The organism is Rhodococcus sp. 2H158 (assembly GCF_053764755.1).
Genome location: NZ_JBSNCE010000002.1, coordinates 152,225 through 177,343 on the forward strand (window position 1 = coordinate 152,225; position 25,119 = coordinate 177,343).

Below are 25,119 nucleotides of genomic sequence, written 5' to 3' on the forward strand. Positions count from 1 at the left end.
TATTGGAGCACAAGATGGCACTACCTCTGCATGGTGTCCGGGTACTGGAACTGACGGACGGATTCGGCGACACCGCGGGCCGGTTCCTCGCCGACCTCGGGGCCGAGGTCGTCCGAGTCGAATTGCCCGGAGGCTCGCCTTCGCGCTCGGCGCAACCGGTCCGGAACGGCGTGAGCGTTCCGTTCGCGCTGCGAAACGCGAACAAGCTCGGCGTCACGCTCGATCTCGAGGAGGACGAAGGCCGGGAACGGTTGCGCGCCCTCGCGCGGCGCTCGGACATTCTGCTGGAGTCGTTCCCGCCGGGCTTCCTCGCTGCGCGCGGCGTGGGTACTGCGGACCTGTGCCGGGCCAATCCCGCGCTCGTGGCCGTGTCGATCACCGGTTTCGGTCAGGACGGTCCGTATCGCGACTGGGCGGCGACTGAGCCGGTCCTGTATGCGCTCAGCGGTGTATTGTCGCGCTCCGGTGAGCCGGGGGAGCAGCCGCTGCTGCCGCCCGATGGGCTGATCGACGAGTCGGTAGGCGTGCACACGGCGTGGTCAGCGCTACTCGCCTACTTCGACCGGTTGCACACCGGACGTGGCCAGACCGTCGACATCTCGGCGTTCGAGGTCATCGTGCACGGCTTCGATCCCGGATTCGGTGTGCAGGGCTCCGCTGCCGCCGGCCGTTCCGAGGACTTCCCGCGGGGCCGGCCCGACGCCGCCAACTTCTACCCGGTCTATCGCTGCGGCGACGGGCAGGTGCGCATCTGCCTGCTCGCGAAGCGGCAGTGGCGGGCGATGTTCGAATGGCTCGGTGAGCCGGAGGAATTCGCGGATCCGACATACGACACCATTCCCACGCGATTCGCTGCGTCCGCTCGCCTCAATCCGCTCATCGAGCAGTTGTTCAGCACCTATACCCGCGACGAACTCGTCGTCGAAGGTGCGGCCCGGGGCATCCCGATCGGTGGTCTCAACACCGTGTCGGAGGTCTTGACGACCGAGCATTTCGATGCGGCCGGTACGTTCGTCGATACCGAGATCTCACCCGGCGTCACCGCGCGAGTCCCGTCCGGGTACGCGAAGGTCGACGGGCAGAGAGCCGGAGTGCGCATGCGTGCGCCAGAACTCGGTGAGCACAACGACACGGTGTTCGGGTCCGACATCGACGGGGATCACGATCCGATTCCCGCACTGCAGCGCGAACCGGGTGGGCGGCCGTTCGAGGGTCTTCGGGTCCTCGATATGGGTGTCGTGGTGTTCGGTGCTGAACTCGGGCGCCAGTTCGCGGACAACGGCGCCGACGTCATCAAGATCGAGAACTCGAACTTCCCGGACGGATTGCGCCAGTCCAAGCGGGGTGCGGCCCTCGCCGCGTCCGTGGCGTGGGGCCACCGTAACCGCCGCAGCCTCGGACTGAACCTGCGCAGTCCCGAAGGCATCCGCATCTTCAAGCGGCTGGCCGCCGAAGCGGACATCGTGCTCGCCAACTTCAAGCCCGGCACTCTCGCCTCGATGGGGCTCTCGTACGGCGAGCTCGCCGCGATCAATCCGCGCATCATCGTGTCCGAGAGCAGCGCCTTCGGCAGTGTCGGCCCGTGGAACAAGCGGCTCGGCTACGGACCGCTGGTACGGGCAGCCTGTGGTGTCTCGGCGCTCTGGCGGTACTCGGACACCACTGATGGACTGTGCGACGGCTCGACTGTCTACCCCGATCACATCGCCGGACAGGTCACCGCAACCACGATTCTCGCCACGCTGATCCACCGGCTGCGGACCGGGCGTGGCGCCGCGATCGAGGTCGCTCAGGCCGACACCGCGATCGTGCAACTGGGTAGCCAGCTCGTCGCGGAACATCTCGAGCCTGGGTCGATCGGCGCACCGGGAAATTCCGATCCGTACTCGGCGCCCTCCGGGGTGTACCCGTGTGGAGGTGACGACGAGTGGTGTGTCGTCAATGTCCGCGACGACACGGACTGGGCGAGGCTGTGCGGTGTAGTCGGCCGGCCCGACCTCGCCGACGACCCTCGTTTCGCCACCGCCGAGCTCAGGATCGACCACCGCGCCGAGGCCGACGAGGTGCTGGCGGAGTGGCTGCTGCGGCACACGCCGACCGAGGCGATGGAGACTCTGCAGGCGGCTGGAATACCGGCCGGGGCCATGATCCGGTTGCCGGAGCTGCTCACCAACCCTCAGCTGATCGCGCGCGGTGCGTACACCGAGCTCGAACACGAGTTGCTTCCGGCGCCGCTCCCGACCGCGAAGCAGGTGGCGCACTTCGCGACGTTGCCGGACTGGCCGCTGCGGCAGGCGCCCCTGGCCGGTCAGCAGACACGTGAGATCTGCGCGAGCGTGCTCGGGCTGAGCACAGTCGAGATCGATTCGCTCGTGCGCGACGGCGTGCTGCAACCGCCCGCCGACGATCCGGCGCTGTCGCCGGTTCCCTCCACGGTGTGACACAGCCGAGAAGGTCCCCGGAGCTTGCTCCGGGGACCTTCTCCTGTTCGGACCGACTTCCTGCGACCGGGTCGAGCGGGATCAGCGCGTCGACGGCGTGAACATGATCGGCAGCTTCTCGCATCCACGGACCTGGGACGAATGGAAGACCGCGGGATTGTCCGGAACGAGCGCGTAGTCGGGAATCCGCTTGTGAATCTCCTCCATGGCGAGCCTCAGCTCGAGCCGCGCGAGATGGGAGCCGAGGCAGCGATGCGGGCCGGCGCCGAACCCGATGTGGCGGTTGGGGTGCCGTTCGATCTGTAGCTCGTCAGGGTTGTCGAACTCGTCGTCGTCACGGTTGGCGGAGGTCATCAACACCAAGAGTTGGTCGCCGGCCTTGATCGAGACACCACCGATCTCGGTGTCTCGGGTCGCACGCCGGCCGCCGCTCGTGGCAGTCTCGATCCGCAGGATCTCTTCCACCGCCGACGGAATCAGCGTCGGGTCGTCAAGGATCGCCTCGCGCTGCTCGAGATTGCGAGACAGGTGGATGAGTCCCCAGGCGAGAGCGCCTTGGACGGTGTGGAGTCCCGCGACGAGAAGCAGGAAGAACATCCGGCACAGTTCCTCGTCGGTGAGCTGCCTGGGTGTTCCTTCGACGTCGAGTGGGGTGTTGATGATCTGCGCCGTGAGACTCCCGGAGTTGTCGTCGCCGGAGCGGACCCGGGCGACCACCTGCCCGAAGTACTCGTAGATCTCACCGGCGGCCTTCGCGCGGGCCTCGGCCGATTCCTCCTCGCTCGCGCCGGGGATGCCCTGGAGCGTGATGTCGGTCCACTCCGTGAATTGCGGTGCGTCGCTCAGTGGCCACCCCATGAGCGCAAGGAAGATCCGCGTCGGCAGTTCGTGTGCGAACTCGGAGATGAACTCGCACTCGCCCTTTTCTGCGAAGTCGTCGATCAGCGCGGTGATGATGCCCCGGATCTCGGGCTCGAGCGCCTTCATTTGCTTGGGACTGAACAGCGGCTGAAGTGCCTGCCGATAGTAGCTGTGTTCGGGCGGGTCGAGTTCGAGTGGAAGGAATTTGCCCTGCGCGGCATTGAGCAGGTTGTTCGGGAAGCTCGAGAACGTCTCCGGATCCTGGAGCACCTGGAGTGCCTCGCTGTATCGGGTGACGACCCAGTGTCCGCCGTGATGTGGGGAGTAGAGGACCGGCCCTTGCTTGCGTAACGCAGCGACACGCTCCTGGAACACATCGGCCGGCACGGCCAGGGACGGGTCGTACACATCGAAGTCGGTGATCAGATGTGCGGGAAATTCGATCTGTGTCGTGATCATCGGCGATCCTTCGCGAGGGGAGTGATCCGGAGAGCACCTCGGCGGGGAGGGGTCTTCCGGGGAGCCAGGTGATGTGGCGCTGTGACGAGCGCGGGCTGACGTGGGGAGGGACGATTGCCTTGGGACGACGGTAGATCAGTCGTTTCCGACCGGTCAACAGCGTATGTGCTCATGTCTGCGTTTCGCAGGGGAATTGCTGTCGCGCAGTCGGTGCCCGCTTGACCGATTAACCGATAGTATTTAGATTGATCGGTGTGATGCGCAGCACTCGCGTGCTGCGGGTGGGGCGCGTATCACACGTAGCACGCGGTACTTCCCTGTTCGTGTCCGTGAACTGAAATCTGTTGTGGGACAGAACGTACTGCCTGCCATCCCGGCGCCGTTCGTCGTCACTGAATTGTCTCCCGGAGGGGCAAACATGGGCTTTCGTCGCGTAATCGCAGTCGAACGCAAGGGCGCGGCCGTGCTCGTCGCCGACGAGCAGATCGAGAGGCTGGACGCCGCCGGCATCGACCCCATCTGGCGAACCGACTCCGATCCCGAGGTCCCCAATTCCGGTGAAGTACCGGACGCCGTCGGATTTCCGGATCCGGGCGGAGTGTGGGTGATCGGCTGGGTGCTCGAGCCTGGTCGCATCGGCGACAGCGACAACGGAATCGTCGTCATGGACGACGAGGATCCGGGGTTTCATCGGACGGATTCCGTGGACGTGCACGTCCTTCTCGAGGGTTCGCTCGTGCTCGAACTCGACGACGGTGTGGAGATCGAGCTGAATCCCGGCGACACGGTGGTGATCAACGGGAACAGGCACCGATGGCACAACCGCGGAGAACGGACCGCTCGGGCCATCGTCACCATCTGCGGCGCGTCACGCAATGACCGACAGGAGAACTGAAATGGAATCGGAAACCGAGAACACCGGGTCGAACGTGAACTATGCGCCGGCTGCGAGGAAGGCCCCGCTCCGGTGCGGAGTGTTCCTTCCGCCGTACCACAATCCCCGCCGTAACCCCACGATGGCAATCGAACAGGATCTCCGCCATGTCGAGGATCTCGATCGGCTCGGTTTCCACCAGGTGTGGTTCGGCGAGCATCACAGCGGTGGATACGAGGTCGGTCCGTCGCCGGAACTGATGATCGCGGCAGCTGCACAGCGCACCGAGCGCATCGAGCTGTGCAGCGGTGTCATCTCTCTCCCGTACCACCATCCGTTGATGGTGGCCGACCGAATCACGTTCTTGGATCACATGACTAGAGGACGCATCAGGATCGGTGTCGGGCCGGGCGCGCTCGTGGCCGACTCGCAGATGATGGGCATGGATTACAACCTTCTGCGGCCGCGGATGGAGGAATCCCTCGACGCCATCCTGGAACTGCTCGAGACACCGGGGCCGGTCGACCGGAAGACCGAATGGTTCTCCCTCGAGGATGCCCGAGTGCAGCTGGGCCCCTATTCGTACCCCGGCGTGCCGATCACCGTCGCGGCGGCGATGTCCCCGTCCGGGCCCAAGCTGGCCGGCAAGTACGGACTCGGTCTGCTGTCCATCGGTGGCACCAGTGACAAGTCGTTCGAATTGCTCGAGCAGACGTGGGGTATCACGACCCACGAGGCGAACGAGCACGGGCAGACGGTCGACCGCGGTGACTGGGCGATCGTCGGCAACGTCCACATCGCCGACACATTCGAACAGGCCGTCGAGGACACCCGGTACGGGCTGCGCGACTTCATGGATTACCGCCACGTCGTCACCCCGATGAAAATGATCGAACCCGGCGAGGAAGTCGCGCACGAGGAACTGGTCCGGCGCGTCAACGAGTCCGGATACGGCTGCATCGGCGATGCGAACGACGCCATCGACTACATCCAGACGATCATCGACCGCACCGGCGGCTTCGGCACCTTCCTCGCGACAGCACACGACTGGGCCGACACCGAGGCCACCTCACGCATGTACCGCATCCTCATGCGCGACGTCATGCCGCGCTTCACGGGCACCTGCGAACCGCTGCTGAACTCCTATCACTGGACCCAAGCGCGCAAGGACGGCTTCAGTGAGCGATTCGCGACCGGCATCAGCCAAGCGACGCAGGACTACGAGCGCGTGAAGAGCGCACGGTAGTCGATCCGGCAAGACCCCGCTCAACACCGTTATTCGAAAGCAGGAGAATCGATGACCTCACTCGACGGAAAAGTAGCAGTCATCACCGGCGGAGCTCGCGGCCAGGGTCGCTCCCACGCGCTCACGCTTGCCGCTGCCGGCGCCAGGATCGTGGTGTGTGACGTCGCCGCACCGATCAAGGATGTGCAGTACGCACTCGCGACACCGGGGGATCTCGAGGAGACGATCCAGTTGGTCAAGGAAGCCGGGGGTGAGATTGCCGGCATGCAGGCGGATGTGCGAAGCAGTGCGGACATGAAGGCTGTCGCAGATCTGGCGGTATCGCAATTCGGACGGATCGACATCCTGCTGGCGAACGCCGGTATCCACGATCACTGCGAGTCGACGATCGAGATCGAAGACGACGCGTGGCAGACGATGCTCGACGTCAACCTCACCGGAGCGTGGAAGGCGTGCAAGGCTGTCGTACCGGTGATGATCGAGGGTGGTCGAGGCGGATCGATCGTGATCACCTCGTCGGTCGACGGACTCGGCGCTTCTCCCTCGTGGGGGCACTACGGCGCCGCGAAGCACGGACTCCAAGGCTTGAAGGACACACTCGCGTTCGAGCTCGCCGATCACAACATCCGCGTCAACACGGTCAACCCCACAGGGGTCAATTCGCCCATGGCGGAAGGACTGTCGAATGTGTTGCCACACGTGGTGCGGAAGTGGCGGCACAACGACCGCACGAATCTGCTGGACGTGGTGATGCTCGAACCACAGGACATCTCCGACGCCGTGCTGTGGCTCGTGTCCGACGGCGCGAAGTACGTGACCGGGATCGACCTGCCGATCGATGCGGGCTACCTGACCAAGCACTGACCGACCAGACTTCTGCGACACCCGCCCGTAGGGCGAAGGAGCGATATGCCGATTCACGAAAGCGGTGCGATCCGATGACACCGGGTCCCGGGGTGGCCCGCGAGTTCCCGGCCACCGTCCTGGCCGGTCCGTACGCGGACGGCCTGGACCTGCCGTACTGGGAAGGTCTGCGGGCGGGTGAGCTGCGGCTGCAGAGATGCGGCCGGTGTGGACTGTGGATCTGGGGACCACGCTGGATGTGCGGACAGTGCCGGGCGTTCGACCCGGCATGGGTCGCCGTGGAACCGGTCGGACGGGTCTTCTCGTGGTCGCGGACCTGGCACCCCTTCATCCCGGAGCTGGCCGGCGAACTGCCGTACGTCACGGTTCTCGTCGAGCTCCCGCACGCCGGGGGGCGACGAGTGCTCGGTCTGCTGGCCGAGAACGACGATGCAGATATCGCCATCGGTGATTCGGTTGCGGGAATCATCCAGCAGCCTGCCGATTCGGCTTGGCCGGTGCTCCGCTGGCGCCTCGCGAGCACTGCGAACGGGACCGAACGGGGAGACGGGCGATGACCGGCTCCTTTCTCCGCGGTGCCGCAGCCGTCGTGGGCGCCAGCGAATTCCACTACAAACGAGGCGAATCGCCCGACAGCGAACTTCGGATGACGTTGCGCGCCATCGTCGAGGCTGCTGCCGAGGCCGGGGTGTCGCCCCGCGAGATCGACGGTTTCGTCTCGTACGGCGGCGGCGACAACGACGGCACCGTCGTGGGTGCGTCACTGATGTCGCACCGGATCCGCTGGTCCACCATGATCTGGGGTGGTGGCGGTGGTGGTGCCGCCGCGGCGATCACCAACGCGGCGGTGGCCATCGCAGCGGGCCAAGCACAGTGCGTGGTCGTGTACCGCGCCATGGCACAGCGGGATTCCGGCCGCCTCGGATATGCCAAGCACCATTTCGACGGTCACATGCTCCCGCACGGAGTAGGATCCCCCGCCCAGGCCTGCGCACTGCGCACCCAGCGGATGCTCGAGCACGATGGCGTCCCGGAATCCGCGATGAGGTCCCTGGTTCTCGCCGACTACCTACATGCGCAGCAGAATCCGGGTGCCGCGGCGTTCGGGCGTCCTCTCGACGAGTCGACCTACGAAGCCTCGCGGATGATCGTCGAGCCGTATCGGCTGTACGACTGTTCTCGTGAGAACGACGGAGCCGTTGCGCTGATCCTGGTCGCTGCCGATCGCGCCGAGAAGCTCCATCCGAATCCGGCCTACGTGCTGGCCGGCAGTCAGGGCGCGGTAGGGGGCTACGCCGTCGACATGGAGAACGATCTCGACTACACCTCGGCGGGATTCTCCGGGGCGGCGGGGGTCGCGGAGAGTCTGTGGGCAGATGCCGACCTCGGTCCCGACCAGGTCGATGTCGTCCAGGTCTACGAGAACTTCAGTGGTTCCGGGGTGGCCGCGCTGATCGATCACGGGCTGTGCCCACCCGGTGCCGAAGCCGGCAAGGTCATGACCCTCGAGAATCTGACGGCTCCGCACGGACTGCTCCCGGTGAATACCAGCGGGGGCAATCTCGCAGATTCGTTCGTCAACGGGATGGGGCTGGCAGTCGAGGCCGTGCGCCAGGTGCGCGGAAGCTCGGCAAACCAGGTGCCCGGCGCGAAGGTGTCCCTGTTCATCGGCGGGCCCATGGCCGCACTCTCGAGTTCGGTCCTTCTCTGCACGCGCGACGTGCTGTGAGCTGAAAGGAAGCAGGACATGAGCACCGACACCGACACCGACATCGATGGCGTCTCGATCGCCCAGCGGATCGTCGGGGCCTGGGAACTCGTCGAGTACTCGACAACCTCCGATACGGGAAAGGTCGACTACCCGCTGGGTCCCGAGGCTCGCGGACTGATCATCTACTCGGCGGACGGGTTCATGTCGGCACAGATCATGCGTTCCGGCCGAACCCTGTACCGGTCGCGCAACGTGCACAGCGGCGAGATGGGCGAACGAAGCGAGGCCGCCGGGGGATACCTCGCCTATTCGGGTCCCTACCGTGTCGACGAGGACAACTCCGCTGTCTGGCACGAGGTGGCGGTATCGCTGTATCCGAACTGGATCGGCGACGACCAGAAGCGGTACGTGCGCTTCGAGGGTGACGTGATGACCCTGTCGTCGGATCCGCTCGTGTTCCGCACCACCACCACGCTGTCTCCGGCACTGGTCTGGCGACGGATCACACCCCGCGCGGTACGGACGGCGCCATGAGCCCGATGCAGCTCGTTCCTGCAGGCGAGATCCGGGTGCACATCGCACCGGGCGAATGAGAGGACGACACGTGTCGACGCGATTGGACAGCAGCACCGGCCCGGCAACGGACACTCGGGCGCTCCGCGACGTCTTGGGACATTTCTGCTCCGGTGTGACGGTGGTGACGGCGATGGTGGGCGACGAACCGGCCGGATTCACCTGTCAGTCGTTCTCGGCGCTGTCGCTGGATCCGCCCCAGGTCCTGCTGTGCCCGAGTCGACGTTCGACGAGCTGGCCGGCGATTCGTACCGCCGAGACGTTCTGCGTCAACGTACTTTCCTCGGGCCAACACACTCTCAGCGACCGCTTTGCGAAATCGGGGGGGCGGAAATTCGACGGAGTGCATTGGCGCCCGGCCGAGCGCGGCGCGCCGATTCTCGAGGGTGTGGCGGCGTGGTTCGAGGTGGCGCTGGCTGCGGAGCACGACGGTGGCGATCACCTCATCGCGGTTGCCGATCTCCTCGACTTCGGGTCCGATTCGACCACGCAGCCACTGGTATTCCATCGGAGTCGATACGGCGGGGTTGTGGAACTGAGTCTCGGGTCGATCGAAAGTGGGAAGTGATGGGACGACCGGCAAAGCCTCTGATCAGCCGGAGCTCGACGATCGCGGCAAGCATCGAGATCATCGACACCGAAGGTATGGCTGCGTTCAGCCTGCCGCGCGTGGCCAAACACCTGAACGTGAAAACCTCGTCGCTGTATCACCACTTCGCCGATCGCCGTGAGCTCATGACAGAGGTGGCGAAGGAGCTCATGACCGGGGCCACGGTGCCCGAGTATTCGTCGGGTACCGACTGGGTGGAATGGTTCGTCGAACTCAGCCTCAACTACCGCGACGCGATTCTCCGCCATCCCAATGCCGCTCTCGTGCTGGTGCAGTTTCTTCCGCGCGACGTCCTCACGAGAACGTACGAAATGTGTGCCCGAATCCTCGAGGACGGGGGCGTACCGGCGCGCCTGCACGTGGTGATACTGGACGGACTGGAGAAACTGGCACTCGCCACCACTCTGAGCGATCTCATGCGCGACCCGGTCGGCAGCACGGAGGTCTTCCCGAATGTCGACGAGCGGAGACACCCGACGCTCACCCGCGCGCTGGCAGCCAACCGATGGTCGTCGCGCGAGCTCTTCGTGGTAGCAATCCGAGGATTCCTCGCCGGTGTGATGGGTGTGGCCACCGCACCGGTCAGCGACGAAGGTCTGCGGGACCTCGTCGGATCGTAAGCGGTAAGCCGTTGCTTCTTATGCCTTCTCGGTGACCGAGCAGCTCGGTGTACCGGTGAATTCTGTCAACTCGATGATACGGAGTAAGCCATCGTGACCCTTGATCTGTACGTGGACGGCTCGTGGAGTGCCTCCACGAGCGCGGAGCGTATCGACGTCGTCAACCCGACCACCGAGGAACGCATAGGGGCCGTCCCCGCCGGTTCCTCCGAAGATGTCGATATCGCGGTGGCTGCGGCGAGACGGGCCTTGGAGCAGTGGTCGCACACTGCGCCGAGTGCACGGGCCGAGCTCGTTTCCCGCTTGGCCGACGAACTGGAACGGCGACAGGAGGAGATCACCGATATCGTCGTCGCCGAGGTCGGCACCCCACGCAGGGTGGCGCGTTGGGCCCAGGTCGGACTGGGTATCGTCGACCTGCGTGAGGCCGTGACCGCAGCGAAGGACTTCCCGTGGGAAGAACAGCTCCGCAACTCCCTGATCGTGCGTGAGCCTGTCGGGGTGATCGGGTGTATCACGCCCTGGAACTACCCGTTACACCAGATCACCGCCAAGATCGGGGCTGCGCTCGTGACCGGCTGCACGGTGGTCGTCAAGGCCAGCGAGGTTGCCCCGTTCACCGCCCACGCCCTGGCGGAAGCGGTCGACGCTGCCGGAGTTCCGGCCGGCGTATTCAATCTGGTTCACGGGTACGGTCCGATCGTCGGCGAGGCCATCGCCGTTCATCCGGACATCGATATGGTCAGCTTCACGGGATCGAACTCGGTCGGCAAGCGAGTCCTCGAACTGGCCGCCGGGACAGTGAAGCGGGTGTCGGTCGAACTGGGTGGAAAGAGCGCCGCTGTGCTGCTCGACGACCTCAGCGACGAGGAGTTCGCGAAGGCCGTGCCGCACACCGTGCGTGCCTGCTACATGAACGGCGGACAGTCCTGCAATGCGCAGACTCGTTTGGTCGTACCGCGCTCCCGCCTGGCCGAGGCGGAGAAGCTCGCCGCGAAGGCGGCCGCGGCCTACGCGCCCGGCGATCCCGCCGACGGCGACACGAAGCTCGGACCCATGGTTACCGGAGCTCAGCGTGAGCGGGTCCTCGACTACATCCGTGCCGGCGTCAAGGAGGGCGCAAAGCTCGTCGCCGGGTCGGTCGACGCACCGGCCCGTACCGGATTCTTCGTCGAACCGACCGTGTTCTCGGAGGTGGACCCGGACGGCACGATCGCTCAGGAGGAGATCTTCGGTCCGGTGCTGTCGATCATCGCGTACGACACACCCGAGCAAGCGATCGAGATCGCGAACGGCACGATCTTCGGTATCGCCGGCGCTGTGTGGTCCGGCGACCCCGAGCGCGCGAAGTCGGTTGCGCGCAGGATGCGTGCAACGCAGATCGAGGTCAACGGTGGAAAGTTCAACGGCGCTGCGCCTTTCGGCGGATTCAAGCAATCCGGCCATGGGCGTGAGGGCGGGGCATTCGGCCTAGAGGAGTTTGTCGAAGTCAAGAGTCTGCAGCTCTAGCGACGTTCTTGCGGGGACCGCCGCGGTCCCGCGAAGGAGTGAGCACGATGGTCTACACCGATCTTCCGTACGACGAGGCGACGAAAGCGGGTTTTGCCCGGGCGTTGTTCGATCACCTCGACCACGACACCACCGATATGGCGCCGGAGATCCTCGAGATCGATCCGCGCGTCTACACCGATCCGGAACTGGCGGCCCGCGAGCGCAGAGAGCTGTTCGGATATGTGCCGATCATCGCGGCGCACAGCACCGAATTGCCCGGCAACCACGACTTTGCGACGGTCCAGTTGCCGAACAACGAGATTGTTCTCGTCCGGCAGGCGGACGGTGGGGTTCGTGGGTTCGTGAACACCTGCCGGCATCGAGGCGCCCGGCTCGTTCCCGAGGAGAGGGGTTCGAAGCGCATCTTTTCGTGCCGCTACCACGGGTGGGCGTATGGGAGCGATGGCAGTCTGCGGTCGATCGCGGACGAGCCGACGTTCGGGAGGATCGATCGTCGCTGCATGAGCCTGCTGGAGGTTCCGGTCGAGGAGCGGCACGGTTTCGTCTGGGTCGTCGACTCCGCCGCGGGTGATCGCACGATCGACATCGCGGAGTGGCTCGGCCGGGAGTTCGACGAGTCCCTCGCCGCCATGGAGATGGACAAGTACCACTGCCATATCGCCCAGAACTTCGATGTGGACATCAACTGGAAGGTCTTGATGGATGCCTTCGTCGACGGCTACCACATCACCTCGACCCACGCCGGAACTGTTGCGCCGTACTTCTACAACAACGCGCAATCCTGGGAACCGATGGGCAGGCACGGACGAATGGTCACGGCACGCAAGAGCATCGACACGGTGCGAGATGTAGCGCCCGAGGACGCCCCGATCGACCGGCACATCACCGTTGCGCACTTTCTGATGCCCAATATGTCGGTGCTGCGTCAACCGGATCATCTGGAGGTGCTCAACTTCGTCCCTGCTCCGGGCACGCCCGTCGGGACTCGGATGCAGATGCGTCTTCTCGCTCGGGAACCTGCCGTGACGGTCGAGCAGAAGGCGCGTTGGGACAAGAACTGGAACATTCTGATGGCCGTACTTCGAGACGAGGATCTCGTCGTCAACGAGGGCCTGCAGAAGGCCGTTACGAACACGGACATCGGACCGATCTACTTCGGACGAAACGAGATTGCCAACCAGCATTTTCATCAGTGGATGGCGCGTGCGTTCGAGGATCCGAGGAAATGGGGCTGAGCTCCGAAGTGCTCATTCCGGGCTTGTCGCTAGTACCGATAGGCATTAGATTATTGCCCGTGTGATGTACGGCATACCGCGGTGGTAAGGGACGTATCCCGCAGCCCCGCACCTCGACGGTCGCGATGAGCTTGCAATCGAACGATTCTGCCCCGTTGTCGACACACGTTGACAACCGCCACTCGCGCGTTCACCGGCATCGAACCCAGATACCCCACAACCCGAAGGAACCAACATGTCGCAGATCTCCGGCCTGGGGAAGGAAAGGGCCGTCTCGGGTGCCCGATCCGTGGTCCTCACCTGCTTGGCCATCACCATCCTCGATGGTGTCGACCTCATCATGTTCGGCGCAGTACTTCCGACGTTGCTGGAAATCGAACAGTGGGGGATCACCACCGCCTCGGCAGGGTTGATCGGCAGCCTGTCGCTGTTCGGAATGATGGCCGGCGCAATGCTGGCCGGCTACCTTACGGACCTCGTCGGCCGGCGACCGATCGTGCTCGCCTGCATTGTGAGCTTCAGTCTGTTCACCGGGTTATGTGCCATTGCGCCGAATCTGGAGACCTTCGGCCTCTTCCGGTTGCTTGCCGGCCTCGGCTTCGGCGGAGCCCTCCCCACGCTGATTGCGCTCACCCAGGAATACGTCAAGGTCGACCGGCGACAGTTCTACAACGGCGTCATCCAAACCGGTTTTCCCATCGGCGGGTGCGTGGTTGCCATCGCCGCCATCTTCATGATCCCTGCCTTCGGCTGGGAATCGATGTTCGCAGTGGGTGGCCTCCTTGGGGTCGTGTTGTTTGTCATCGCATACCGAAGCCTGCCCGAATCGATCGCTTTCCTCGTGAGCAAGGGCCGGCACGATGAGGCCCGCGCGTTGACGCAGCGCTACTCGGTTGACGACGGTGCCGAATCCGGCCTGGCCCTGGAGGAGTCGAAAACCGCGAATTCCGGTTCCAAGTCGGGTCTGAAGCTCCTGTTCGCACCCGGATACAGGATCGCGACGATCATGTTCCCGCTCATCACCTTCTTCGGCCTTCTCGTCTCGTACGGCATGAACACCTGGATTCCTCAGATGCTGAGGGCCTCCGGCTACGATCTCGGGTCCGCGTTGACGTTCCTGCTCGCCTTCAACATCGGTAGCGGGTTCGGCATGGTGGTCATCACCGGTCTGGCGGATCGACTGGGATCGCGTCCGGTGATCTCGGTGGGCTTTGTCGGGGGAGCGATCGCAGTGTCCGCCCTGACCCTACAGCCGGCACAGGCACTCGTGTTCGGGTTGGTTCTGCTGATCGGCTTCTGTGCGTCCTCCACGACGGGCGTTTACGGATTCGTCGGGGTCTTCTACCCGGCCGCCGCGCGTGGCACAGCGCTCGGACTGGCGGTGGGACTGGGCCGGTTGGGTGGTGTCTGCGGGCCCATTCTCACCGGAATGATCATGAGCTCTGCGCTCGGAGCGGACTGGGCCTACTACGCCTTCGCGTTCGCCGGAGTGGCTGCCGCAGTGCTGGTGTCGTTGGTTCCCCGAAGGACCAATGCCATGCATCGGACGGACGCGCCTGTCGAAAAGACCGCGGAGCCTGCCTGAGCGATTCCGATACGTGAGGGGACTGGGAGACGGAGGCGCGCACGTAGCCTTCATCTGCGACCTGAGCTTCGCGACGTTCCTGCTGTGTCGCACTGGGCGGCTCTATCGACAGCAGACGACCGGCATCAGGGCTCCGGCGGTTGTGTAACCTACGTACGTTAGATATTGTGGTGTGATGTCGCCCACATCCGGCCCGGCGCTCCCGAGCCTCTCGGTCGACGAGGGCGGACAGGGGTGTCACCGACCGTACCGATGGCGCAGAAGGGCCGACCGCTATGAGAATGAAGACGAGATTGACCTGCCCGTGTGGAGCCGTGGTCACGGGCACGGATGAAGACGACCTGGTTGCGAAGGCCCGGTCGCACCTGAGCGAGTCACATCCCGGAATGGAGTACTCGCGCGATGAGATTCTCTTCATCGCGTACTAGCAGTGTCGCGTACCAGCAGTGTCGCGTACGGGCAGTGTTTCGCGAATGGTCAAGCGGCTGTTCATCAACGACATCCATGCGGTGAAGAGTCGATTCCGGCGCAAGGGTCCTCGACACGTCGATCCGGCTCGGCTGATTTACAAAGAACGATTGACGTATCACTTCTCATGTATGTAAGCTGGATCACATGACGGTGCGAACCCTGTAGGGAAGTCGCCGTCCTCCAGCATCTTCCATCCCTCTGTTACATGTTCGAGCTGAGGAGCTTTGATGAAACTTGAAGGTAAGGTCGCGCTGATCACCGGTGCCGGGTCCGGATTGGGGCGCGAGGCGTCGCAGTTGTTCGCGTCGGAGGGCGCAAAGATCGCGGTGGTCGATATCGATCCGGAGCGTGCGAAGGGCACGGTCGAGTTGGTCGAGCAGCAGGGTGGTTCGGCGATCGCGGTCACCGCGGATGTGCGGGTCGAGCAGCAGGTGGTCGATGCGGTGGCGGCGACGGTGGCGGCGTTCGGCAAGCTCGACATCGCGTGGGCCAATGCCGGGATTGTCTCGCGCGGTGGTGTGCCGTCCGTTGCGGGTGGTGAGCAGGTCGAGTTCCAGGATCTGACGGACGCGGACTGGCAGGACGTCATCGGGGTGAACCTGTCCGGCGTGTTCTACACCGCGAAGGCGGCGGTGCCGGCGTTGCGGGCCAATGGTGGCGGTGTCATTCTGGCGACCTCGTCGGCGGCGTCGTTCGTGGCGTACCACAGCATCGCAGCGTATTCGGCGACGAAGGCCGGTGTGAACGGGATGGTTCGCGGTCTGAGCCTGGATCTGGGCAAGTACGGGATCCGGGTGAATGCGATCGCCCCGACGCACGGGATGTCGCCGAACTTCCTGGCGCCGGCCGGTGCTCCGGTGGTGGGGCAGTCGTACGAGGAGGTTGCCGGTCCGTGGGACCCGAGTGTCTCGCCGATTCCGCTCAAGCTCAATCGTCCGCCGTCGCTGAAGGACAATGCGCGGGCTGCGTTGTTCCTGGTGTCGGACGAGTCGGCATACATCTCCGGTGTCACCCTGCCGACCACCGACGGCGGCACCTTGTCTCGTGTGGCGATGATGTTCCCCGAAGACGGGAACAATCCGCCGCCGATGGTCACCGGCGAGGACTGACGATGACTGCCCACGACACGGAAGCGCAGTCAGGCACGCGCCGACTCGTCGTGGATCGGTCGGCGTGCGCCGGGCACGGCCTCTGTTACGGCCGCGCACCCGAGCTCATCGACTGCGACGATGCCGGATACCCAGTGCTCGTGCAGGAAACGCTAGGGACCGAGGAGCACATCGTGGCGGCCGAGGAGGCCGTCGCGATGTGCCCCGAACGAGCCCTGAGCCTCGAAACACTCTGACTTCTCGAGCAACACAGACCCTTCGAACGGGGCGATCAGCATGACCATCACCGACGAAATGTCGACACCTGTCGTCGACTTCGACATCTACGACCCGTCGCTCACGGACCCGGTGGACACCGTGCAGGAGAAGGTCGCCGAACTCGCGGCCAACGGCCCTGTCGTCTACTCGACCGCGCACGGCGGCCACTGGATCGTCACCCGGTACAAGGAGCTCCACGAGGTCCTCCGCGACCCGGAAACCTTCTCGAGTTACCCGAACAACCTCGTCAATGCCGGGGACGGCAAGTTTCTGCCGCTCGAGCTCGACCCGCCGGAGCACACCGGATATCGGGTGGCCCTGCAGCCGCTGTTCTCCCCGAACCGGATGAAGGCGCTGTCCGAGCAGATCCGGGGCGTGGTCAACGAACTGATCGACAGATTCGCAGGCAAGGGTGAGGCGGAGTTCATCGCCGATTTCGCGCACGAGCTGCCCACCCGCGTCTTCCTCGCGTTGATGGACTGGCCACTCGAGGACGCCCCGATACTCACCGAGGCCACCGACACCGCCCTGATGGGCAAGCCCGGCGCCAGCGAGGAAGAGTCGGCGAAGGCACGCGCCGAGGCAGCCCAGCAGATGTTCGCCTACTTCCAGAGGATCGTCGACGAGCGTCGCGCGAACCCCGGTGAGGATGTCACCTCCGCACTCATCCGCACCGAGGTCGACCTCGAGGACGGCAAGCGACTGCTCACCGACGAAGAGCTGACCCGCATGTTCTTCCTCCTGCTCATCGCAGGTCTGCACACCGTTCAGGGATCGCTGGCCTGGGCCGTGATCCACCTGGTGAACAATCCTCGTCAGCGCGCCGCGCTCATCGAGGACGACTCGCTGATCCCGAACGCCGTCGAGGAGGTCCTGCGGATCGAGGCTGCAGTGAGTATGGGCCGCCGTGCGACCCGCGACGTCGAACTCGGCGGGGCGAAGATCAAGGCCGGCGACCAGTTGCTGCTGATGCTCTGTTCGGCCAACCGCGACGGAAGCGAATTCGAGGATCCCGACGAGTTCGTGATCGACCGGTCGCCGAATCGGCACCTGACATTCGGTGCCGGTCCGCACCGGTGCCTGGGCTCACATCTGGCCCGCATCGAACTGTCGATCGCGCTCGAGGAACTGCACCGCCGGATTCCGGACTACGAACTCGTCGAATCCGATCCGCCGATCCTGCACGCAACGCAGGTGCGGGGCTGCTTGCGGCTTCCGATCAGGTTCACGCCGGCGACCTGAGCGTCGGATCGGTAGGTTCCATGGATTCAGAAGGGTGCAACGCGTTGACTGCCAGTAACGTATCCGAGGATCTGCTCGTCGACTTCGACGTGTACGACCCAGCTCTCGCCGCTCCGGTCGATGTCTTCCAGGAAAAGGCCGCCGAACTCCGTGCCCGCGGACCGATCGTCTACTCCCCGCACTACGGTGGGCACTGGATCGTCACGCGCTACGCGGACATCTTCCGCATCCTGCGCGATGCCGAGACGTTCTCCAGCTATCCGAACAACCTGGTCGATGCGGGCCAGGGCAAGTTCATCCCGGTCGAGATCGATCCGCCCGAGCACACGCAGTATCGTCAGGCGCTCCAGCCACTGTTCGGTCCGGCGCGGATGAAAGAGCTCGAGCCGAGGATCCGCGAGATCATCAACCAACTGATCGACGGCTTCGCGGCCTCCGGCCGGTGCGAATTCGTTGCCGAGTTCGCGCATGCGCTGCCGACTCGTGTCTTCCTCAGTCTCATGGGCTGGCCTCTCGACGATGCCGAACAGTTCACGGAGTGGACGGATATTGCGCTCCAGGGGATTCCGGGAGCCGGCGAGGAGGAATCCGCCCGTGCCCGGGCAGAAGCGGCAACGAACGTGTTCGAGTACTTCGGTGCATTCGTGGATCGGGTGCGTTCCGGGCAGGAGGACGCGGAGAGCGTCACCGCGCAGATCATCGATACCCCGATCCGGATGGACGGAGTCGAGCGGCACCTCACTGACGAGGAACTGCGCCGCATGTTCTTCCTGCTGCTCATTGCCGGACTGCACACGGTGCAGGGTTCACTCGGTTGGGCCATGGTGCACCTTGCGAACAACCCGGTGCAACGGCAGGCGCTCATCGACGACAGCAGCCTGGTGCCGGACGCAGTCGAGGAGATCCTCCGCATCGAAGCGGCAGTCAGCATGGGCCGGCGGGCCACCCGCGATGTCGAGATCGCCGGCGTCAACATCAAGGCCGACGATCAATTGTTGCTCCTGCTGTGTGCGGCCAACCGCGACGAAGCCGAGTTCGACAATCCGGACGCGTTCGTGATCGATCGTGGCCCGAACAGGCATCTGTCGTTCGGCGCCGGGCCGCATCGGTGCCTCGGGTCTCACCTCGCCCGCCTCGAGCTCACCTTGGCGATGGAGGAGATACATCGGAGAATCCCCGACTACGCGCTGGTCGACAGTGATCCGCCGTTGATGCACGGCACGTCGGTGCGTGGTTGCGTGCGGCTACCGCTCACGTTCACACCGGAATCGCGAAGCTGACACGAGGAAGGGGACCCGATTCGATCGGGTCCCCTTCCTCGTGTGCCGGGGCTCAGGCCTTCAGCAGATCACGGTGGATGATTTCCTTCATGATCTCGTTGGTGCCACCATAGATCCGCTGGATGCGGGCGTCGATGAAGGCCTTCGCGACCGGGTATTCCATCATGTAGCCGTAGCCGCCGTGGAACTGCACACCGGCGTCGATCACACGGCCCTGCAGCTCGGTGGCCCACAGCTTCGCCTTGGACGCGTCGACCGCGGTGAGCGTGCCCTTGTTGTGTTCACGGACGCAGCGATCGAGGTAACTGCGTGAGACCTCCACCGCCGTCTGCAGTTCCGCGAGAGTGAAGCCCATTCCCTGGAACTCGCCGATGCGCTTGCCGAACGCGGTGCGTTCCTTGACGTAGTCGAGTGTCCAGCTCATGACGGCCTCGGCGGACACCTGCGCGGCGATGCCGATACCGAGCCGCTCCAGCGGAAGGCTCTGCATGAGGTAGCCGAAGCCCTGCCCCAGCTCGCCGAGCACATTCTCCTTGGGAACGCGGACATCCTCGAAGAACAACTCGGCCGTGTCCTGGGCGTGCAGACCGACCTTGTCGAGCTTGCGGCCGCGGGAGAACCCGGGCGTTCCGTCTTCGACCACGAAGAGGCTGAACCCTCGCGAACCGGCTGCGGGGTCGGTCTTGGCGAAGACGATGACGAGGTCGGCCAGGATGCCGCTCGTGATGAACGTCTTGGACCCGTTGAGGACCCAATGGTCGCCGTCGCGCACCGCGGTGGTGGTGATGCCCCGCAGGTCGCTGCCCGCGGCCGGTTCGCTCATCGCGATCGCGCCGATCGTCTCGCCCGTGACGAATCCGGGCAACCACCGCTGCTTCTGCTCATCGGTGGCATGGCGGAGCAGGTAGTTGAGGACGATGTCGTCGTTGGTCGAGAAGCCGGACTGCAGCGCGGACGCGCCCACCCGCGCTATCTCGGACTGGATCACGACGCGAAAGCGGTAATCGAGCTCGCCGGGCCCACCGTACTGCTCAGGGACGCTCAGGCCCAGCAGTCCTTGCTTACCCGCGGCGAGCCAGGTTTCCCGGTCGATGAGCCGGTCGGCGTCCCACTTCTCGAGATTTGGGACGACGTGCTTGTCGACGAAGCTCCGCACGGAGTCGCGAAACAGTTCGTGGTCGTGTTCGAAGAGATCGCTCTCCATGTAGTCCTCCTGTTGCGGGGCGCCCGCAGGCGCCCCGCTGTGGTGTTCGGTGTCAGTTCTCGCCGACGAGTTTCTGGATCTCGCGGCGGAAGACCTGGTTGGCAACCTCGTTGCGGCCCAGGAGCATGTTGCCGGCGTTCGCGCTGTCCATGGCGACCTGCGAACCACGCAGGATCGGGAAGTCCTCGTTGTGGAGGACCGCGATCAGGATCTCGACGTTCTTGTCCCAGATCCGATTCCAGCGCTCCTCGGTCATGCCGCTGTCTTCGAGCGTCGGTGCGATCAGGCGGATCTCCATGTGGCAGCGCTGCGGATCGCTCCGGTGGGGGCGGAAGGTGAGCAGTTGGAAATGGTCGGGCTGCTTGAGCAGGGTGCTGTTGGGACCCACCAGGTGGCTTTCCGTCACGTGCTCGGCGAGGCTGCGATCGCCGGGGTCTTCCTCGATCCACCGGTCGATGGTCTTGCGGAGATTGAGGAACCGGCAGTGATGTCCGAAGTCCTCGAAGGCCATGACGTTGGTGTGGATGTGCTTGGCGGCGGTGTTCGGGTGCGCGTACTGGATGTGGTAGCCGTCGAGGAACGCGTCCTGCATCAGCTTCCAGTTGACGGGCTCGTCGAAGCGCTGAACTCGGGTAGTCACCATTTTGTCCATGCCGTATGACCCCATGATCGAGTCCATCTCGGGGCCGAGCCAGTCTGCGACATCGATGGTGGCGTCGGCGTCGTCGACAACCCAGACGAATCCGTGACGTTCCTCGGTCGGGAGTTGCACGAGGTTCCGTTCGGAACGGTCGGCGTCACCGAACGTGTTGTCGCGGGTGATGGTGCGCAGCGCGCCGTCGGTGTCGTAGGACCAGCGATGGTACGGGCAGGAGAACAGGCGGCAACGGCCCTTCTCCTCCTTCTCGACCATCGCGCCGCGGTGACGACATTGGTTCACCAGGGTTTTGACGCTGCCGTCGCGCTGACGGACGACGATGACATTGTTCCGCGGCAACTGGAGGGTGACGAAATCGCCCGCGCGGGGGATCTCGGAGCCGTGGATGATGATCGACGGAACCCGGCCGAAGACACGCTCGCGTTCGAGTTTGGCGATCTCCGGATCGGTGAACTCGACGGGTTCGAACCACGTGACGTGCTCGAATTCGTCGGTGGTGTCGTTGCGCAGATGGTCGAGAGCGCGGCGAATGCGTTCCTCGCGAGGAATTCCGACCTCTGTCATGGCTGCCCTCCAGGCGGTGGTTCGGATCGATGACGCTAAATCTAACTCAAGTAGTTTTAAGTGTAAACCCCGGACCGGTTGCGGGTGGCGCTTCGGCCGTTGCGGCCCTATACCGATCGACATTAGATTTATGAGAACTGACCCGCAGATGAGGAGCGAACAGGATGATCTCGTATCAGTGGTGTTCGGAACTGGATTCCGGCGATCGGGACGAGGTGCTGGCTCTTGTCGCCGCGGCCGCCGAGTACGACGAGGAAGCCGGGTTCTCGCGGATCCACCCCGGTGATGTGACCTCGACGAGTCGCGACGGCGTCCGCGTCTCCCATCTGCCGATCAAGGCGCGCAAGGACCTGAGCGCGCACGACGATGCGCCGCTGGTGATTGTGGCGTACCTGCACCTGCAGGTGGACGGCGAGGGGCTGGGCACCGTGCAATTCGTCGTCCATCCGGACTACCGGTCGCGCGGTGTGGCCACGATGCTGGTCGAGGAGATCGGCCTGGGCACGACAGCGGACGGCGGCTGGGAGCGCACCGGTGCGGTGGCTCTGCGCTGCTGGGCGTACAGCACGCACCCCGCGTCCGAACGTCTCGCACGACGGTTCGGCATCCCGGCGGTGGGCAGGCTGTGGACGTTGTTCCGCCATCTGTCCGGCCCGTTCGCGATCCCGCTCGACGAGGTCGCGGCGCCCGAGGGCATCACGGCGGGCGACGCGCGTCCGCTCGGTGATCCGGCGGTGTCGCGGGCGATCGACGAGGTGCTGGACGCGGCGTCGCTCGTACCCGCGCAACGCGAGCGCCTCGCCGACGAGATCCGCCTCGGTTCCGGCAATGTGCTGGTCGCAACCGACTCTTCGGGAGCGAAGGTGGGGTTCGTGTGGTCCGATCCGGCGCTGTCCACCCACCTCGAGTTGGATGCGGCGTCGGTCCGGGCGCTCGTGCTCACGGAGACCGCCCGCGGGGCGGGCCTCGGGATGACGCTCCTCACGATGGCACTCGGGGCGCTGCGCGACGCGGGGGCCCAGATCGCCCTGATTCGTATCGACCCGGACGACGCGGGGGCGGTGCGCATGTGCCGGTTGATGGCATTCGAGCAGGAGGGGGAACATTCCTGCTACCAGGTGGGCGAGTGGGCCGAGGCGCCCAGCTTCTGAGCCCGCCCGGGTGAGACGAACGACGAATCTTGTCCGGCGTTGACCTAAAGGGTTTAGGCAACTACCGTCTGTGGTGCGCCTCACACTGATGTGTGGGTCCCCAACTTCACTACGTTCCCACGCACGGGCGCTTGCCCGCCCGGAGCTGGGGCGTGCAATCGGAGGAGAACACTCATGGGTCGACTCGAAGGCAAGGTCGCTTTCATCACCGGTGCCGCGCGAGGCCAGGGGCGCTCGCACGCCGTCCGGCTCGCCGAAGAGGGGGCATCCATCATCGCGATGGACATCTGCGACCAGATCTCCACGGTCTTCTATCCGATGGCGACCAGCGACGACCTTGCCGAAACCGAGCGGCTGGTCAAGGAGGCCGGAGGCTCGATCGTCGCGTCCATTGGAGACGTCCGCAACATCGAGGATGTCCAGCGGGCCTACGACGCGGGCATCGCACAGTTCGGCAAGGTCGACATCGTGCTGCCGAACGCCGGCATCATGCCGGTGATCGGTCCCGGTGAACAGCGCCAGGCATGGCACGACGCGATCGACACCATGCTCACCGGGGTATGGCACGTGCTCGAGGTGACGGTGCCGCACCTCGTCGAACGGGGGGAGGGCGGGTCGATCATCATCACGAGTTCTGCAGCCGGCCTGACGAGCATCGGGCTGAACACTCTCCCCGGTCAGGTCGGGTACAGCGCCGCCAAGCACGGTGTTGTCGGTCTCATGCGGATCTACGCGAAACAGCTTGCCCCGCACAGCATTCGGGTGAACACTGTGCACCCGACCGGCGTGAACACGCCGATGGTGGCGAACGCGGAGTACGGCGAGTTCATCAACTCCCATCCCGAGGTTGCCGCCGACGAGTCGTACAAGAACCCGATGCCGGTCGAATTGATCGAGGCCGTCGACATCAGCAACGCGATCGTCTACCTCGCCTCCGACGAGGCTCGTTACGTCACCGGTGTCACGTTCCCGGTCGACGCCGGCTACACCATCCGCTGAAGCGAAGGAGCTTTCACATATGACCACCACCGAAGCCTCGACGGGTACCATCCCGTCGATCGCCGACCGCGAACAGGTTTTCATCGGCGGCCGCTGGGTCGATTCGACCGGCGGCGAATGGGTCGACGTCGTCGACTCGTTCACCGAGGAGAAGGTCGCGCGGGTGCGCACCGCCACGGTCGAAGACGTCGCCAAAGCGGTTGCCGCAGCGCGTGAATCGTTCGACAAGGGCGAGTGGTCGTCTCGCAGCATGGCAGAGCGCGCCGATGTCGTCGACGCCATCGCCGACCGCCTCGAACGGCGGGTGGACGAGCTCACCCCGATCGGGGTCGTCGAGGTCGGCGTGCCCGTGAGCGTCAGCCGGCCGACCCAGGAGATGGTCGGGGGGTTGTTCCGTGCGGTGGCCGCGGTGGCCCGCACGTTCGAGACCACCGAGGAGCGTCCGCGCGCAGCGGGCGGTGTCTCGCGCATCGTGAAGGAACCGACGGGCGTCGTTGCCGCGATCATCCCGTGGAACGGCCCGGTCGGCACGATCGCGTTCAAGCTCGCCCCGGCGCTGGCCGCGGGTTGCTCGGTCGTGCTCAAGACCGCACCGGAGGCACCGCTCTCGCCGTCGGTGTTCGCGGACATCATCGCCGAGCTGGTCGCGGAAGGTCGCATTCCCGAGGGCGTCGTCAGCGTGCTGTGCGCCGACCGCGAGGTGTCGGAGACGCTCGTGACCAACCCCGACGTCGACCACGTCACGTTCACCGGCAGCACCGCGGCGGGCCGGCGCATCATGTCGCTGGCCGGCGAGCGCATCGCGCGTGTCTCGCTCGAACTCGGCGGCAAGTCCGCGGCGATCATCCTCGACGACGCCGACATCAACCACGTGGTGCAGACGCTCCCCATGGGGGGCTGCATGCAGTCCGGTCAGGCGTGCATCGCCCTCTCGCGCGTGCTCGTCTCCCGCAAGCGTCACGACGAGGTGCTCGAGGTCCTGAAGGCCGCGTACGGCGCGTTGCCGATCGGCAACCCGTGGGAGCCGACCAATTTCCTCGGCCCGCTCGCGTCGAAGCGTCAGCAGGATCGCGTCCTGGGATACATCGACATCGCGAAGGAGGACGGCGCGAAGGTCGTGCTCGGCGGCGGTCGTCCGGAGGGATTCGACAAGGGCTTCTTCGTCGCACCGACACTGCTCGACAACGTCGACCCCGACTCCCGGATCGCGCAGGAAGAGGTCTTCGGCCCGGTCATCTCGGTGATCACCTACGAAGACGAAGAGGACGCCATCGCGATCGCCAACAACTCGATGTACGGGCTGTCGGGAGCGGTGTACACGGAGGACATCGACCACGGGTTCGAGGTTGCGCGGCGCATCCGCACCGGCACCATCAGCGTGAACACCGCGACGATGGACTTCACCCTGCCGTTCGGCGGCTATAAGCAGTCCGGCGTGGGCCGTGAGGGCGGCCTCGAAGGTCTCGAGGAGTTCTTCGAGATCAAGACCGTCCACATGCCCGCTCCGGCCCGGTAGGACCGACGACGACGCCCCCGCGATTCGACCCGCGGGGGCGTCGTCGTTGCGTCGTGGGTGGTCGTACGACTGCCGA

The 25,119-nt window shown here is 64.9% G+C and carries 23 protein-coding genes; 20 read left to right on the forward strand and 3 right to left on the reverse strand.

What is annotated here, in order from left to right; translation table 11 throughout:
* Positions 1 to 14 precede the first annotated feature (14 nt).
* Positions 15 to 2,441 carry a CaiB/BaiF CoA transferase family protein gene (locus ACWPOB_RS02505; protein ID WP_455399793.1) on the forward strand — a complete coding sequence of 809 codons (2,427 nt, stop codon included), beginning with the start codon at positions 15 to 17 and terminating at the stop codon, positions 2,439 to 2,441.
* An 81-nt stretch (positions 2,442 to 2,522) separates the two neighbouring features.
* Here the strand turns inward: ACWPOB_RS02505 and ACWPOB_RS02510 are convergent, their stop codons facing one another.
* Positions 2,523 to 3,761 (reverse strand): cytochrome P450, encoded by a 1,239-nt coding sequence (locus ACWPOB_RS02510; protein ID WP_455399794.1) that lies wholly within the window; start codon positions 3,759 to 3,761, stop codon positions 2,523 to 2,525.
* A 418-nt stretch (positions 3,762 to 4,179) separates the two neighbouring features.
* Between ACWPOB_RS02510 and ACWPOB_RS02515 the strand changes: the two genes are divergently transcribed.
* The 16 genes from ACWPOB_RS02515 (at position 4,180) to ACWPOB_RS02590 (ending at position 18,951) form a co-directional block, all read left to right on the forward strand.
* The gene (locus tag ACWPOB_RS02515; protein ID WP_006936304.1) at positions 4,180 to 4,656 is read left to right on the forward strand and encodes a cupin domain-containing protein; all 477 of its coding nucleotides are present in this window, start codon (positions 4,180 to 4,182) and stop codon (positions 4,654 to 4,656) included.
* Position 4,657: 1 nt separating this feature from the next.
* Positions 4,658 to 5,881 carry an LLM class flavin-dependent oxidoreductase gene (locus ACWPOB_RS02520; protein ID WP_100055010.1) on the forward strand — a complete coding sequence of 408 codons (1,224 nt, stop codon included), beginning with the start codon at positions 4,658 to 4,660 and terminating at the stop codon, positions 5,879 to 5,881.
* 51 nt (positions 5,882 to 5,932) lie between these two features.
* Positions 5,933 to 6,745, forward strand: coding sequence for a mycofactocin-coupled SDR family oxidoreductase (locus ACWPOB_RS02525; protein WP_455399795.1), 813 nt, complete (start codon positions 5,933 to 5,935; stop codon positions 6,743 to 6,745).
* Between the two features lie 74 nt (positions 6,746 to 6,819).
* Complete coding sequence (locus ACWPOB_RS02530) at positions 6,820 to 7,302, forward strand: Zn-ribbon domain-containing OB-fold protein (RefSeq protein WP_455399796.1); 483 nt, start codon at positions 6,820 to 6,822, stop codon at positions 7,300 to 7,302.
* Entirely contained in the window at positions 7,299 to 8,474 is a 1,176-nt protein-coding gene (locus tag ACWPOB_RS02535; RefSeq protein ID WP_455399797.1) for a thiolase C-terminal domain-containing protein, read from the forward strand. The genes ACWPOB_RS02530 and ACWPOB_RS02535 overlap by 4 nt, the downstream gene beginning before the upstream one ends.
* Before the next feature lie 18 nt (positions 8,475 to 8,492).
* Positions 8,493 to 8,990 (forward strand): lipocalin-like domain-containing protein, encoded by a 498-nt coding sequence (locus tag ACWPOB_RS02540; protein ID WP_455399798.1) that lies wholly within the window; start codon positions 8,493 to 8,495, stop codon positions 8,988 to 8,990.
* A gap of 70 nt (positions 8,991 to 9,060) precedes the next feature.
* Positions 9,061 to 9,597, forward strand: coding sequence for a flavin reductase family protein (locus tag ACWPOB_RS02545; protein ID WP_100055014.1), 537 nt, complete (start codon positions 9,061 to 9,063; stop codon positions 9,595 to 9,597).
* Positions 9,597 to 10,259, forward strand: coding sequence for a TetR/AcrR family transcriptional regulator (locus tag ACWPOB_RS02550; protein ID WP_168580527.1), 663 nt, complete (start codon positions 9,597 to 9,599; stop codon positions 10,257 to 10,259). The genes ACWPOB_RS02545 and ACWPOB_RS02550 overlap by 1 nt, the downstream gene beginning before the upstream one ends.
* Before the next feature lie 93 nt (positions 10,260 to 10,352).
* Positions 10,353 to 11,768 carry an aldehyde dehydrogenase family protein gene (locus tag ACWPOB_RS02555; protein ID WP_455399799.1) on the forward strand — a complete coding sequence of 472 codons (1,416 nt, stop codon included), beginning with the start codon at positions 10,353 to 10,355 and terminating at the stop codon, positions 11,766 to 11,768.
* Positions 11,769 to 11,815: 47 nt separating this feature from the next.
* Positions 11,816 to 13,006, forward strand: a complete 1,191-nt coding sequence (locus tag ACWPOB_RS02560; RefSeq protein ID WP_455399800.1) for an aromatic ring-hydroxylating oxygenase subunit alpha — start codon at positions 11,816 to 11,818, stop codon at positions 13,004 to 13,006.
* Between the two features lie 235 nt (positions 13,007 to 13,241).
* Positions 13,242 to 14,591 (forward strand): MFS transporter, encoded by a 1,350-nt coding sequence (locus ACWPOB_RS02565; protein ID WP_455399801.1) that lies wholly within the window; start codon positions 13,242 to 13,244, stop codon positions 14,589 to 14,591.
* Between the two features lie 281 nt (positions 14,592 to 14,872).
* Entirely contained in the window at positions 14,873 to 15,019 is a 147-nt protein-coding gene (locus ACWPOB_RS02570; RefSeq protein WP_065923532.1) for a DUF1059 domain-containing protein, read from the forward strand.
* Positions 15,020 to 15,289: 270 nt separating this feature from the next.
* On the forward strand, positions 15,290 to 16,171 hold the full coding sequence (locus ACWPOB_RS02575; RefSeq protein ID WP_072634455.1) for an SDR family NAD(P)-dependent oxidoreductase: 882 nt from the start codon (positions 15,290 to 15,292) through the stop codon (positions 16,169 to 16,171).
* A 2-nt stretch (positions 16,172 to 16,173) separates the two neighbouring features.
* Positions 16,174 to 16,407: a ferredoxin gene (locus tag ACWPOB_RS02580; protein ID WP_100055019.1), complete on the forward strand. Its 234-nt coding sequence runs from the start codon at positions 16,174 to 16,176 to the stop codon at positions 16,405 to 16,407.
* Between the two features lie 40 nt (positions 16,408 to 16,447).
* Positions 16,448 to 17,671 carry a cytochrome P450 gene (locus ACWPOB_RS02585; protein WP_100055020.1) on the forward strand — a complete coding sequence of 408 codons (1,224 nt, stop codon included), beginning with the start codon at positions 16,448 to 16,450 and terminating at the stop codon, positions 17,669 to 17,671.
* A 20-nt stretch (positions 17,672 to 17,691) separates the two neighbouring features.
* Positions 17,692 to 18,951: a cytochrome P450 gene (locus tag ACWPOB_RS02590; RefSeq protein ID WP_455399899.1), complete on the forward strand. Its 1,260-nt coding sequence runs from the start codon at positions 17,692 to 17,694 to the stop codon at positions 18,949 to 18,951.
* Positions 18,952 to 19,003: 52 nt separating this feature from the next.
* Here the strand turns inward: ACWPOB_RS02590 and ACWPOB_RS02595 are convergent, their stop codons facing one another.
* Together ACWPOB_RS02595 and ACWPOB_RS02600 are read right to left on the reverse strand one after the other, a co-directional pair.
* On the reverse strand, positions 19,004 to 20,155 hold the full coding sequence (locus ACWPOB_RS02595) for an acyl-CoA dehydrogenase family protein (RefSeq protein ID WP_029541658.1): 1,152 nt from the start codon (positions 20,153 to 20,155) through the stop codon (positions 19,004 to 19,006).
* 52 nt (positions 20,156 to 20,207) lie between these two features.
* Entirely contained in the window at positions 20,208 to 21,377 is a 1,170-nt protein-coding gene (locus ACWPOB_RS02600) for an aromatic ring-hydroxylating oxygenase subunit alpha (RefSeq protein ID WP_006936272.1), read from the reverse strand.
* Positions 21,378 to 21,541: 164 nt separating this feature from the next.
* Here ACWPOB_RS02600 and ACWPOB_RS02605 point away from each other — a divergent pair, with 164 nt between their 5' ends.
* From ACWPOB_RS02605 to ACWPOB_RS02615, 3 genes are all read left to right on the forward strand, one after another.
* A complete protein-coding gene (locus tag ACWPOB_RS02605; protein ID WP_455399802.1) occupies positions 21,542 to 22,528 on the forward strand; it encodes a GNAT family N-acetyltransferase in 987 nt (328 codons plus the stop codon).
* A 174-nt stretch (positions 22,529 to 22,702) separates the two neighbouring features.
* On the forward strand, positions 22,703 to 23,527 hold the full coding sequence (locus ACWPOB_RS02610; RefSeq protein ID WP_455399803.1) for a mycofactocin-coupled SDR family oxidoreductase: 825 nt from the start codon (positions 22,703 to 22,705) through the stop codon (positions 23,525 to 23,527).
* Positions 23,528 to 23,546: 19 nt separating this feature from the next.
* Positions 23,547 to 25,043 carry an aldehyde dehydrogenase gene (locus tag ACWPOB_RS02615; protein WP_100055025.1) on the forward strand — a complete coding sequence of 499 codons (1,497 nt, stop codon included), beginning with the start codon at positions 23,547 to 23,549 and terminating at the stop codon, positions 25,041 to 25,043.
* The last annotated feature ends 76 nt before the right edge of the window (positions 25,044 to 25,119 follow it).